The 11,845-nt window shown below is 61.0% G+C and carries 11 protein-coding genes; 2 read left to right on the top strand and 9 right to left on the bottom strand.

Features of this window, described 5'->3' with window-relative positions; all coding sequences use genetic code 11:
* Window positions 1–188: 188 nt before the first annotated feature.
* The gene (serA, locus tag DES53_RS23760; RefSeq protein WP_113960822.1) at window positions 189–1,799 is read left to right on the top strand and encodes a phosphoglycerate dehydrogenase; all 1,611 of its coding nucleotides are present in this window, start codon (window positions 189–191) and stop codon (window positions 1,797–1,799) included.
* 448 nt (window positions 1,800–2,247) lie between these two features.
* The gene (locus DES53_RS23755) at window positions 2,248–4,368 is read left to right on the top strand and encodes a M3 family metallopeptidase (protein ID WP_113960821.1); all 2,121 of its coding nucleotides are present in this window, start codon (window positions 2,248–2,250) and stop codon (window positions 4,366–4,368) included.
* Between the two features lie 76 nt (window positions 4,369–4,444).
* Here DES53_RS23755 and DES53_RS23750 read toward each other — a convergent pair whose 3' ends face one another.
* The 9 genes from DES53_RS23750 to DES53_RS23710 form a co-directional block, all read right to left on the bottom strand.
* A complete protein-coding gene (locus tag DES53_RS23750) occupies window positions 4,445–4,834 on the bottom strand; it encodes a hypothetical protein (RefSeq protein WP_113960820.1) in 390 nt (129 codons plus the stop codon).
* 114 nt (window positions 4,835–4,948) lie between these two features.
* Window positions 4,949–5,176, bottom strand: coding sequence for a hypothetical protein (locus DES53_RS23745; RefSeq protein ID WP_170157346.1), 228 nt, complete (start codon window positions 5,174–5,176; stop codon window positions 4,949–4,951).
* Between the two features lie 267 nt (window positions 5,177–5,443).
* Window positions 5,444–5,839 (bottom strand): hypothetical protein, encoded by a 396-nt coding sequence (locus tag DES53_RS23740; RefSeq protein WP_113960818.1) that lies wholly within the window; start codon window positions 5,837–5,839, stop codon window positions 5,444–5,446.
* Between the two features lie 82 nt (window positions 5,840–5,921).
* Entirely contained in the window at window positions 5,922–6,323 is a 402-nt protein-coding gene (locus tag DES53_RS23735) for a helix-turn-helix domain-containing protein (protein ID WP_113960817.1), read from the bottom strand.
* A 160-nt stretch (window positions 6,324–6,483) separates the two neighbouring features.
* The gene (locus DES53_RS23730; protein ID WP_147263575.1) at window positions 6,484–8,562 is read right to left on the bottom strand and encodes a hypothetical protein; all 2,079 of its coding nucleotides are present in this window, start codon (window positions 8,560–8,562) and stop codon (window positions 6,484–6,486) included.
* A gap of 147 nt (window positions 8,563–8,709) precedes the next feature.
* Window positions 8,710–9,381, bottom strand: coding sequence for an acyltransferase (locus tag DES53_RS23725; protein ID WP_113960815.1), 672 nt, complete (start codon window positions 9,379–9,381; stop codon window positions 8,710–8,712).
* Window positions 9,382–9,657: 276 nt separating this feature from the next.
* On the bottom strand, window positions 9,658–10,224 hold the full coding sequence (gene frr / locus DES53_RS23720) for a ribosome recycling factor (RefSeq protein WP_113960814.1): 567 nt from the start codon (window positions 10,222–10,224) through the stop codon (window positions 9,658–9,660).
* A 133-nt stretch (window positions 10,225–10,357) separates the two neighbouring features.
* The gene (gene pyrH / locus DES53_RS23715) at window positions 10,358–11,086 is read right to left on the bottom strand and encodes a UMP kinase (protein WP_113960941.1); all 729 of its coding nucleotides are present in this window, start codon (window positions 11,084–11,086) and stop codon (window positions 10,358–10,360) included.
* A 56-nt stretch (window positions 11,087–11,142) separates the two neighbouring features.
* Window positions 11,143–11,841 carry a YwaF family protein gene (locus DES53_RS23710; protein ID WP_113960813.1) on the bottom strand — a complete coding sequence of 233 codons (699 nt, stop codon included), beginning with the start codon at window positions 11,839–11,841 and terminating at the stop codon, window positions 11,143–11,145.
* Window positions 11,842–11,845 lie beyond the last annotated feature (4 nt).

The raw sequence follows: 11,845 nt of genomic DNA, 5'->3' as shown, positions 1-11,845 counted from the left end.
ACGTGAACGCGCCCATCTTCTTGGGAACTGCCACCGCTCGATCATGAATCATCACGTAACAGGCTCGATTACAGCATGTTACTGGAACACCCCCTCTGCAACATTCTGAGCAGTCTCACCCTCCGACCTCTCCCTCGTTGCTTTCCCTGCTTGAGCCCCAGCCGCACCGTGCTAGCCTGCGCGTCCCCATGGCCAAGTTCAACATCCTCATCGCTGGAAACAACGACCCCATCTCGAGCATCGGCATTGACCTCCTGAAAGCGGAGCCCTCCTTTGACGTGACGGTGAACATGAACCTCAAGGCGGAGGATGCCATGGTGGAGGCCTCTCGCGAGGCCCACGCCATCATCGTGCGCAGTGGCGCCAAGGTGACCGCCAAGGTGCTGGACGCCGCCAAGAACCTGAAGGTCGTGGGTCGCGCCGGTGTGGGCGTGGATAACATCGACATCCCCTACGCCTCGAAGCGTGGTGTCGTGGTCATGAACACCCCTGGTGGTAACACCGTATCGACCGCGGAGCATGCGTTTGGCCTCATGATGTCCCTCTCGCGCAAGGTGCCCCAGGCGCACGCCTCGGTCATCGGCGGCAAGTGGGAGCGCAAGAATTTCCAGGGCGCCGAGCTCAACAAGAAGACCCTTGCCGTGCTCGGCATGGGCCGCATCGGCACAGAGTTCGCCAAGCGCGCTCAGGCCTTCGGCATGACCGTGGTGGCTTATGACCCGTACCTCAGCGCCAACCGCGCCGAGATGCTGAAGGTCGAGCTGCGTGACAATCTCGATGACGCGGTGAAGGACGCCGACTTCATCACCATGCACATGCCGCTCACTCCTGAGACGAAGCACATGCTCAATGAGACCCGCCTCCGCCTCTGCAAAAAGGGCGTGCGTGTCATCAACTGCGCACGTGGCGGCCTCGTGGACGACAATGCGCTGGCCAAGCTCCTGGAAGAAGGCCACGTGGGTGGCGCGGCGCTGGACGTGTATGAAGTGGAGCCTCCGCCCGCCGATTACGCGCTGCTGAAGGCCCCGAACGTGGTCTTCACCCCGCACCTCGGTGCTTCGACCGAAGAAGCGCAGGAGAGCGTGGGCATCGAAATCGCCGAGCAGGTGAAGGAAAACCTCCTGCACGGCACCGTGGTGAACGCGGTGAACATGCCGAACGTGGACCCAAAGACCCTCGCGGAAATCGGACCCTTCCTGCGCTTCGGTGAAATCCTGGGCCGCCTCATTTCCCAAATCGCCCCGCAGCGCGCCGAGTTCCTGCGCGTGAATTACAGCGGCAATCTGGGCAAGATGGATACCACGCTCGTCTCGCGCGGCGTGCTGAAGGGTTACCTCGAGCGCCCCATCGGTGCCGACCAGGTGAACCTCATCAACGCTGTCGGCACCGCCGAGAACCTCGGTCTGCGCTTCACGGAAAGCCGCGTGCCTGAGCCCACGGAATTCAGCGACCTCATCGAGGTGGAAGTCGGCAGTGGCGAAAACAAGGCCGTCATCAGCGGTTCCTTCTTCGGTGGCGACCCGCGTATTGTGAAAATCAATGGCCGCCGTGTGGAAGCCACGCCGGAAGGCACGCTCCTTCTCCTGGAGAATGACGACCGCCCCGGCATGATCGGCGCGTACGGCACCATTCTGGGCAAGCACCAGGTGAACATTGCGAACATGTCCCTGAGCCGCAACGTGGAAGGCGGCACCGCCCTCACGCTGCTCACCCTCGACTCCACGCCTCCCCAGGCGGTCATCCAGGAACTCGAGAAGATTCCGGGTGTGAAGCGGGTGTACTGCATGGAGCTGGAGTAAATCCGGAGGCTGCCTTGAAAGCCACAGCGCTGCGTTCATCTCCAGATGCCGCACGCCACTTCCAGAAGTGGGGGCAGAGTTGCCCCCACGAAGGGAGTGATATGGCTCGCCTCACTTTGCGCGAAGCGCCTTGGACTGCGGCAGCCTGCTGCCGCTTTCTCGCAGTGCAGCCTGCTGCACGAATCCTAGCGACGAAGTCGCCAAACCTTCAGGACACGCCACCTCACCAGAGTGAGTCACCATCGCCACAGCAGGCTGTGGACTCTGGAAAGCGGCAGCAGGCTGCACGCAGTCCAAGGCCTTCGGCTCCCTGCGGTTCGGGTCTCAAGGCTCACTCCAACCTTCCCACCGTGGACTCGCTCCCTCATTGATTCACCCGCCGCTTCATTTTTCTTCCTTCGCTTCCCCAAATCCTTCACGCTCGTAGCCTTTCTTGTCCTCTTCTGCCATGTCCCATCCCTACCTCGACGAGTCCTTCCATGTCCGCTGGTCCACCCTCGCACCCGCTGCGGTGGAGGCAGACATCACCCTCGCGCTGGAGCGCGCGGAGCAGAAGCTGGCGGAGGTGGTGAATCAGGACCGTGGCCGCCTCTCCTTTGAAAGCGTGATCATGGGGTATGAAGACGCCCTTCGTGAGCTCAATGAATCGTGGGGCCTCGTGACCCACCTGGACTCCGTGTGCAACGGCCCAGAGCTGCGCGAAGCGCACAACAAGATGCTGCCCAAGGTGAGCGCCTTCTTTGCGAAGATCCCGCTCGATGAGCATCTCTGGGACCTCGTGCTCACCTACAGCAAGACGCAGGAAGCGCGTGACCTTACGGGTACCCAGCGTCGTGCGGTGGATGAATTGCTCGCGTGGTTCCGCCAACACGGGGCAGAGCTGCCACCTGCCAAGAAGAAGCGTTTGGAGGAAATCGAGGCCGAACTCTCCCAGGCCACGCAGAAGTACTCGGAGAACGTACTCGACTCCACCAACGCGTGGGACATGGTCATCGACGACGTGGCCCAGCTCAAGGGTCTGCCGCAAAGCGCCATCGACGCTGCGAAGGCCGATGCCGCCGCGAAGGGTCTCGGTACACCCGAGGCTCCGAAGTACCGTTTCACGCTGAAGGCGCCGTCACTCATCCCGGTGATGGAACACGCGGAGGACGATTCCCTGCGCAAGCGCGTGTGGGAAGGCAATGGCACTGTGGGCCGCGGCGACAAGTACGACAACACCGCGCTCGTGTGGCAAATCCTGCGCCTGCGCCATGAGAAGGCCACGCTGCTGGGCAAGCCCCAGTTCGCCGATTACATCCTCGAGCGCCGCATGGCCAAGACGGGCCGCACCGCGCTCACCTTCACCGAAGACCTGCATCGCAAGGTCAAGTCCGCCTTCGACCGCGAAATCGTGGACCTGCAAGAGTATCGCGCGGACAAGACGAACACTGACGTGCGCCTGCTGGAGCCGTGGGAGGTCGCCTACTGGAGCGAGAAGCGCCGGCATGAGCGCTATGATTTTGATCACGAGGAACTGCGTCCCTACTTCCCCGTGGATGGCGTGCTCAGTGGTATGTTCCGTATCGCGGAGAAACTCTTCGATGTGCGCATCGCCGAGCGCCAGACCACGTTCACGGCAGTGGGTGATGGCAGCGGCAGCGAAACTCCCGCTGCACCTGCGGAGTCCGGGGCGGTGGAAGTGTGGCATCCTGAGGTGAAATTCTTCGACATGCGCAATGCCGACGGCGTGCTCATCGGTGGCTTTTATGCCGACTGGCATCCGCGTGACTCAAAGCGCAGCGGCGCGTGGATGAACTACCTGAAGGGGGGCTGGCCGCCCAACGGTGAGCGCGACCGCCGCCCGCACCTGGGCCTCATCTGCGGCAACATGACGCCTCCTGTGGATGGCAAGCCTGCTCTGCTCACGCATGACGAGGTGTGCACCATCTTCCATGAGTTTGGACATCTCATCCACCAACTTTTTGGCAATGTGCCCGTGCCCTCGCTGAATGGCGTGAATGTGGCCTGGGACTTCGTGGAGCTGCCCAGCCAGCTCATGGAGAACTTCTGCTGGGAGCGCGAAAGCCTGGACTTCTTTGCGAAGCACAACGAGACCGGCGCGCCCATCCCGGATGACCTGTTCAAGAAACTCATCAATGCGCGCAACTACATGAGCGCCGTGTCCATGATGCGCCAGCTCAGCTTCGGCAAGCTGGACCTGGAACTGCACATCAACCACTCCACCGACGAAAACGCCGACCTCGACCGCCTGGGCCGCACCCTGCTGAAGGACTATATCTTCCCCACGAACACCGAGCCCCCGAGCATGGCACGCCGCTTTGGCCACCTCTTCAGCAGCCCCGTGGGCTACGCCGCCAGCTACTACAGCTACAAGTGGGCCGAAGTGCTCGATGCCGATGCCTTCACCCGCTTCCAGCACGAAGGCGTGCTCAACCCCAAGGTCGGCCGCGCCCTCCGTGATAACATCCTGAGCAAGGGCAACAGCGAAGACCCCGCGAAGTTGTTCCGCGACTTCATGGGACGCGATCCGGATCCGAACGCGCTGCTGGCGCGCGCGGGGCTGGCGTAGTGTTCAAAACAGGCAGAAGAACAAGGGCAGCGCCATGCTGCCCTTTGGATGATTGCACATACCTCTACTGCAACGTTCACGACGGATACAGCAGTGGTATTACGACACCGACCATCATGAGGAAGATGAATATCATGGCCACCAGCACAATACCCGTGCCGTAGACACCACGCTGCCAGCCTTTGAGATTGTCCCACCGACGGGCGAGTTGACCATAAGGGATGCCGGTGATGGCTTCGATGATGCCCAGTAGGGCATAAGCTCCGGGGATGGCAGCCATCATCATGGTTATCGGATTGGGCTGGTATCCCTTTTTCGCGAGGAACCACAACACTGCTGCCACTACCAGCGTGCCTGCACCGCCGAAGAACAGCCGCACCAATCCCGTGCGCCGAGCCCCTGCATGGCTCTGGGAGACGAGTTCAGCGTCGATTTGCTGTAACGTATTGGGGAGTTTGTCCGGCATTCAGGGGAGTTTTCGCATGTATTCCACACAGCATCACGTTAAAAACGGCGATGCCGTGTGGTGTAGCGGTGATCGACAGGCCAGAGGCCCATCATCCACCGTCAAGCCGGAGGCCTAACCTCCAGACGAGTACGGTCGCACCAGGGGAAGCACCACGCCTACGAAGAAGGGAATGATGGTGAAGATGGCCAGCAGCAGCAGGAAGATGTTCAACGCAATTCGCTGCGGACGAGGCAGGCGATCCCAGCGCCGACTCATCTCGTTATAGGACAAACCGCTCACGATTTCCGCGATGCCAATCAATGCATAGCACCCGGGAATGGCAGCGAGCGTCATGGACATGAATTTGGGGCGCACACTCGGTTGCTCTCCGGCAAAGAACCAAATGAGGAGTCCGACGGCCCCCATCCCGAGCAGGGAGAGCATCAGTCTCGCCAAGCCTCGCAAACGCACCCCGCGTGGGTTCTCGACAGCAGGAACTACGATTGAGTTGCTGCTGGTTTCGGAAGGATGGTGCGACATGACTTGGAACCTCTCTGGAGGAGCTTCTTATCACCTTGATGATGGGTGACACCACTGGGCGTGTCAAAGCTCCACGGGCCCGCGGCTTTACATCAACCGGTGCCACACATTGAGCCACTCCAGGGCTTCGTGCTCGTTGGAGCAGACGTGGGCATGCAGGCCTTCCTCGGCTGCGACGACGATACCGGTGCGCTCGGGGCAGATGTACTCCGGCCGCAGGACGAAGGCCACGCGTATGTCGCCGGCGGCGGCCCGGGCCCAGCGCTTCACGGCCCAGCGACGAAAGGTGGTGTCAGGCGAGTCGAAGCCGGTGATGCCGGAGAGGTTGAGGAGCAGTTCCTTGCGCCCTTTTGCCCGCACGTCCTGCAGCACATACGCGAGCAGATCCACCAATAGGAAAGGACTGATGACGCCACGGGGTCGATAGAATGCCCGCGTACCGTTGAACGCCAATTCGTCATGCTCACTTGACTGGCATTGCATGGGGCAAATGACGCTGCGAAAGCAGAATCGTCAAGCACCTGAATGCGAACGAGCCGTAGTGAGAAGGGCCAAGCAAGGTCAGCTAAGCCCGGGTGACAACGTCCTCCAGCCTGCCGCTGGCCGTGCGGCGGAGGTGCATGATGTCCGAGTCGTCACGACGCAGGGCGCTGGGATTTTTTCCACGCTCACGCAGGAAGGCCCGGGAGAAGGCAGCCATGCTCTTGTACCCCACACGCACAGCGACCTCGCCGATATTGAGCTGGGTCGACTTGAGCAATTCCTCCGCGGCATCCACCCGGAGGCGGCGGATGTATTCCGGGATGGAGACGCCATTCACCCTGTAGAAGAGGCGGCTCATCTGGAATGGACTCAACCCCGCAGCCATGGCGATCTCGCTCAGGGAAGGAGGATTCACGATGTCAGCATCGATCATCTGTCTGGCGAGGGTCCCTGCACACGTCACAGGGTTGGTCGGTGGATCCATGTGCCAATATTAACAAATTTGTTAACATTGGCAACAACCACCATGGTCTCGTTGTTGCCCTATTTTGCTCGATGGGACAATGCGCAAGAGGAAGTCATACGCGATGGCGCTCCATCGCTGGGGAATGGCCGCAAAAAGAAGCACGTAGGCAGCTTCTCGGTCACTTTTTGTCCGGCACGACTGCAACCAGATTCACGCGGATAAAGGCAGCCTGCATGATATCTGCCTTGTCGAACTCCTCTGTGCCTTCAGGCTTCCAGATGCCCATCAAGCGAGCGGAGCCGTCATGCATGGTGAGGGCAGTGGTGACTTCCGCCTTGTGGAAATCCGTGCCGCTCGTGGGATAACGCAAGAGCTTCTCGGTCACTTCCAACGTATCACGACGCAGCACCGGCGCGGCGTAGTCATATTTGAGGTCGAAGTTGAGGTCGATGGTTTTACCATCGGGACCAATCACAGGATCCAGCTCGAAGCGCACGCCCACGGGTTCCATCTCATAGGAAGGAGCTTGGGAGACACTGCCATTCCCGTGGACATGCACTACGGTCTTCTCACCTTCCTTGCCGCCGCTTTGGGAGGAATTCGACGAAACGTCCACCCCGGTCACATAGAGATGCTCATGGATGACATCGAAGCTCGCACGCTGACCGCTGCGAGTCTCGAGCCGGGCCGTGCGCAAGGACTTCACCTTGCCTGCTGCAATGTCCTTCTCCACGCCTGCCCACGCGGCACTATGGTCGGAGATGGTGGCGGTATCAGCCTCCAGCTTCCGCAGCGTCGCGCCATCCGCCTGGATGATGTGGATCGTGCTGACCAGCACCCGGGGCGAGTACGAGGTGATCTCGCCGATGTATTTCTCCAGCGCGGCCATATTTTCCGGCGTGTTCCGCACAATCAATTCGCCAGTGGCGGGATTGAAGTTGGCGGAGGAACCCGCAGGGAAGTTGATGCCCTGGGACTTGAGAATTTCCAGGGCGGTGATGCGCACGCTGATGCGTGGCTCACTCGCCATGGCTCCGGCCGCAGCAAAGGGATCCGCAGGGGCAGCCGGGGCGGCTGACTCTCCGGAGGCAGCCGCGGAAAGGAAGGTCACAGGCACACGGAAGCTGCGCAGAATCATGCCCGGCGGGAGGTCCGAGGGCTCCGTGGGAGGCCCCTTGGGCAGGGGCTCAACTTTTTCTCCATGTGCTTTCAGAAGTGTTTCCACCCGATTGTCCAGCGCGGGCAGCACGGAGACTATGTCGCTCTTCAGAAAGGCGGCCTGCATCACATCCGTGGCGGGCACGCCGAAGGACGTCTCCGGTTTCCACACGTGAATCATGCGCGTCATGCCGCTGAGCATGGTGGTGGCAAAGGTGGCCTTCGTGGTGTGAAAGTCGATGACCTGAGACTCGATGCTGCGCGCACCCTGCTGACCCGCGGGCTCCCAGCGCAAGGTGGGTGGCGCATGGTGATAGTCGAAGGCAAGATTCACATCAATGGTGGCTCCATCCGGTCCGATCACGGGGTCCACTTCAAAGATGGGTCCCACAGGGCGCATCTCCTTCACCACGCTCACCTGGTCCTTATCTTCCAAGGAGTACTCCGTGGGATAGGTGCGATTCAGGGTACGCTGGATTTTGGCGCGCTGTCCGCTGCGGGTATCAACCCGCAGAGCATTGAGATGCTTGGCCTTGCCCTGACCCACGAGTTCCTCCAGACGCTTTACGGTGGCGGCATGATCCGCGAGCGTGGCGCACTTCTTCACCTCCTCGCGCAGCACCGCGCCATCGGCCTCCATCACGCGAATGCCGAAGGTCAGGTACAGCGGAAGCTTCGCCACATAGCTCGCCGACATGGAGGCGATGCGTTCGTGCATGGCATTGGTGGTGCGCACGACCAGGGTTTGGTTCACCGGGTCAAAGGCAGCGAGTGAGCCCTTGGGCAGGATGACTGTCTCGAAACGCAGATGCTGCGTGACCACATCACTGCTGCGACGGAGGAAGGTTAGAATCTCCGCCTCACTCGCGTCCGCTTTCGGCATGGGTGGCGCGGCGAGCTGCCCGCGCTCACGCACAAGGAAGCCGTCCACGAGTGCTTCCGAGGGATAGCGGTACACCTTCACCGTCCATGCTTGAGGGTCCGCCTGGACAGGCGTTGAGGTTGCTGGCTTGGTCTCTTGAGCAGCCCCTGTCAGAGGAAGACAGCACACGGCACCAAGAGCAAAGACGCACAGGAAATGAGGGAGGAGTTTGTGCATGGCGGCGACGATGCTGCCATGAATGCGAAGCACGCGGCAAGGGAAAAGGTGAGGCGCTCCCGTCGCTTACCCTGAGGCTCTGCCGGGAACGGCGGCAACATCGGTCGCCCTTTTGTTCGCGCTCGGAATGCTCCTTGGAGGAAGGTCCTACCTCCGCTGCACAATCTCCTGCGTCTGGCGCAGCTTCACGAAGGAGTTCGCGGGGATGACGCCATTCACGCTGGAGAGTGGGTAGATGATGGTGTTCCTGCCTACCAGGGTGCCAGGATTCACCACGCTGTTGCAGCCTATCTCGGCATGGTCACCGATGATGGCGCTGAACTTGCGCAGGCCGGTGGAGATGCGCTGGCCTTCATGCACGACGACCACTTCCAGGCGATCCAGCTTCACATTGGAAAGGATGACGCCCGCGCCGAGGTGGGCCTTGTAGCCGAGGATGGCATCGCCCACGTAGTTGAAGTGCGGCACCTCACAATTGTCGAAGAGGACGCAGTTTTTGAATTCACACGAGTTCCCCAACACGCATTTCTCGCCCACGATGACGTTCTCGCGGATGTACGCGCCACTGCGTACATGGCTGCCACGTCCAATCCAGGCGGGACCTTTGATCACGGCGTTGGCCTCAACAACCGCGCCTTCATCAATGAAGACCTGCTCACCGACCGTGGCCTTGGGGGAGACATCGCCCAGGATCGCGGGCTTCAGTTCTGCCTGCAGGTAGCTGCCAATGCGCGACAGTGCACTCCACACTGGCTCGCCATCGGCGAAGAGCGCACGATGCACCGTGTGGGTGAAGTCAAGGTAGTCGGTGGGGAGCATGGGGACAACGGAGTTCAGGATATCTGGCGGCACAATCCCCATCCAGTAGCGATGCAGCCGGAGCCGAAGGCCCTGGACTGCGTGCAGCCTGCTGCCGCTTTCAAGAGTCCACAGCCTGCTGTGGCGATGATGATGCTTGCCCTTAGCGTCATACACTGAGTAGAGCTAGGCGACTTCGTCGCTGTAAAGTGTGCAGCAGGCTGCACTTCTAAAAAGCGGCAGCAGGCTGCCGCAGTCCAAGGCCTCCGGCACCGGCTGCCACCCCTTCCACCACCACTACACCGTCATCAGCTCCTTCTCCTTCGAGGCGAGGTGCTGGTCGATTTCACCAATCTTCTTGTCGGTGATGTTCTGCACTTCCTTTTCACCGCGGCGCAGGTCGTCTTCGGTGATTTCGCCGTCCTTCTCCTGCTTCTTCAGCGTTTCGAGAGCATCGCGGCGGGCGGAGCGCACGCGCACGCGGGCCTCCTCACCCATCTGCTTGATGGTCTTCACGAGCTGCTGGCGGCGCTCGGTGGAGAGCTCGGGGATGTGCAGGCGAACGAGCTTGCCCTCCACGGCGGGATTGAGGCCCAGCTTGGACTCATTGATGGCGCGCTCAATGTCCTTGAGAGTGCTGGGGTCGAAAGGTTCGATGCGAATCGTACGGGCTTCCGGGGTGGAAATCATGGCGAGCTGCTTCAGCTTCATGTGGCTGCCATAGCTCTGCACCAGTACGTCAATGTTTTCCACCAGAGCGGGCGAGGCCTTCCCGGTGCGCACGGCGGCGAACTCATGGATGGCGTGCTCGACGGCCTTGGTCATGGCTTCTTCAGCGGACTTGATGGTGACATTGGCGGACATGGCGGGGCAGGGACGTGTGGTTGGTTTGAGAAAAAAGCGAATCGCGGGAGAGACCGCCGGCAGGTGGGTACCTGCGGCGGGGTGGACAATGTGGCACGCTCCCGGGCCGTGTCTTGCAGTCTTTTTGTGACGGTCAGGCGGTGACCATGGTGCCGATGGGCTCACCAATGAGCGCCTGGCGGATGGTATCGGGCTCGTTCATGGAGAAGACCACGATGGGCATGTTGTTCTCCTGGCACAAGCTGAAGGCCGTGGCGTCCATAACCTTGAGCTGGCGGACAAGCGCCTCCTGGAAGGTCAGCCGGTCGAAACGGACCGCATTCGGATTCTTCTTCGGGTCGCTGTCGTAGATGCCGTCCACCTTGGTAGCTTTGAGCACCACGTCCGCGGCAATCTCACTGGCGCGCAGGGCGGCCGTGGTGTCCGTGGAGAAGAAGGGGTTCCCCGTGCCGGCGGCGAAGATGACCACGCGGCCAAGCTCCAGGTGGCGCATGGCCCGGCGGCGGATGAAGGGCTCCGCCACACCATCCATCTTGATGGCGCTCTGCACGCGGGTAGGCACATCCAGTGCTTCCAGCATGGATTGGACGGCCAGTGAATTCATCACTGTGGCCAGCATGCCCATGTAGTCCGCGGTGGCGCGCTCCATGCCGCGGCTGCTCGCGGTCACGCCGCGCCAGAAGTTCCCTCCGCCCACCACGAGGGCGATTTCCAGTCCGTTTTGGTGCGCTGCCTTGATCTGGTGCGCGATGTTTTCCACAATGGGTGGAGAAATATTATCGTGGCTCCCCACTTCCCGGAGAGCCTCACCGCTGAGTTTTAAGAGAACGCGTTTGAACTTCCGCTTGTCGTCGTCGGGCATCGTGTGGGCTAGATTTTGCCCATCAAACACGGGGATGCCGGTGTTGCAAAGATAAATCACCTGCGGCGTCGCAGTCGGATGAAGGGAAGATCCAGCAGGATGAAGAACACCAGGGCGAGCAGCGAAGTCACGCCGATGTACCACGGCCAGGGGCCGAGGGCGTCAAAGAGGCTCGCAGTTTCCGGCTTGTGACGCAGGAAGCCATAGTTCGAACCCACCACCCAGTTGAAGAGACCTACCACCAGGGCATAGCCGAGAATATAGAACCAGGCCCGCCACTTCGCACTGCGGCGGGGAATGAATCCGAGGCCCAGCACCCCATAAAGCCCGGCAGCGACCACGCCGCCATGGTTCACAAAGAAAAGGAAATACCGCGGATGCGGCCAGTCCTGCGTGAGTGCCGGGGTGATGAGCCCCTGCAAGGTACCCGCCAGCCCCCAGAAATACACCATTTCAAAGAGTCCTCTCTTGTGGGTGAGCAGTGCCACGATGCCCAGGATGGCGCCCAAGTCACAGAGGTGCAGGGGGAAGGCATTGTTGACCGTGAGATATCCCATGTCCCAGGCGACCCAGAAGCTGATGGGCCACTGGATGATAAGCAGCACGGCCAGGGTCACCTCCAGGATCCGCTGCAGCGGCTGCATCCGCCGGCGCGCGGCATAGACCATGACCGCCACGAGCACTGCTATTGCCGCGAGGGCAGCGAAGTGCGCGGCACTGAAAGCCCGGAAGGGAGGAACGTCCGTGGGGATCATGCGT

This window comes from Roseimicrobium gellanilyticum (assembly GCF_003315205.1).
Taxonomy (GTDB): Bacteria; Verrucomicrobiota; Verrucomicrobiia; order Verrucomicrobiales; family Verrucomicrobiaceae; genus Roseimicrobium; species Roseimicrobium gellanilyticum.
The sequence above is the reverse complement of the archived record's forward strand: the minus strand, read 5'-3'. Positions and strand labels throughout refer to the sequence as shown.

Excerpts from the sequence above, each read along its gene's own strand:
- serA (WP_113960822.1), top strand. The coding sequence starts at position 189 with ATGGCCAAGTTCAACATCCTCATCGCTGGAAACAACGACCCCATCTCG.
- DES53_RS23755 (WP_113960821.1), top strand. The coding sequence starts at position 2,248 with ATGTCCCATCCCTACCTCGACGAGTCCTTCCATGTCCGCTGGTCCACC.
- DES53_RS23750 (WP_113960820.1), bottom strand. The coding sequence starts at position 4,834 with ATGCCGGACAAACTCCCCAATACGTTACAGCAAATCGACGCTGAACTC.
- DES53_RS23745 (WP_170157346.1), bottom strand. The coding sequence starts at position 5,176 with ATGTCCATGACGCTCGCTGCCATTCCCGGGTGCTATGCATTGATTGGC.
- DES53_RS23740 (WP_113960818.1), bottom strand. The coding sequence starts at position 5,839 with ATGCAATGCCAGTCAAGTGAGCATGACGAATTGGCGTTCAACGGTACG.
- DES53_RS23735 (WP_113960817.1), bottom strand. The coding sequence starts at position 6,323 with ATGGATCCACCGACCAACCCTGTGACGTGTGCAGGGACCCTCGCCAGA.
- DES53_RS23730 (WP_147263575.1), bottom strand. The coding sequence starts at position 8,562 with ATGCACAAACTCCTCCCTCATTTCCTGTGCGTCTTTGCTCTTGGTGCC.
- DES53_RS23725 (WP_113960815.1), bottom strand. The coding sequence starts at position 9,381 with ATGCTCCCCACCGACTACCTTGACTTCACCCACACGGTGCATCGTGCG.
- frr (WP_113960814.1), bottom strand. The coding sequence starts at position 10,224 with ATGTCCGCCAATGTCACCATCAAGTCCGCTGAAGAAGCCATGACCAAG.
- pyrH (WP_113960941.1), bottom strand. The coding sequence starts at position 11,086 with ATGCCCGACGACGACAAGCGGAAGTTCAAACGCGTTCTCTTAAAACTC.
- DES53_RS23710 (WP_113960813.1), bottom strand. The coding sequence starts at position 11,841 with ATGATCCCCACGGACGTTCCTCCCTTCCGGGCTTTCAGTGCCGCGCAC.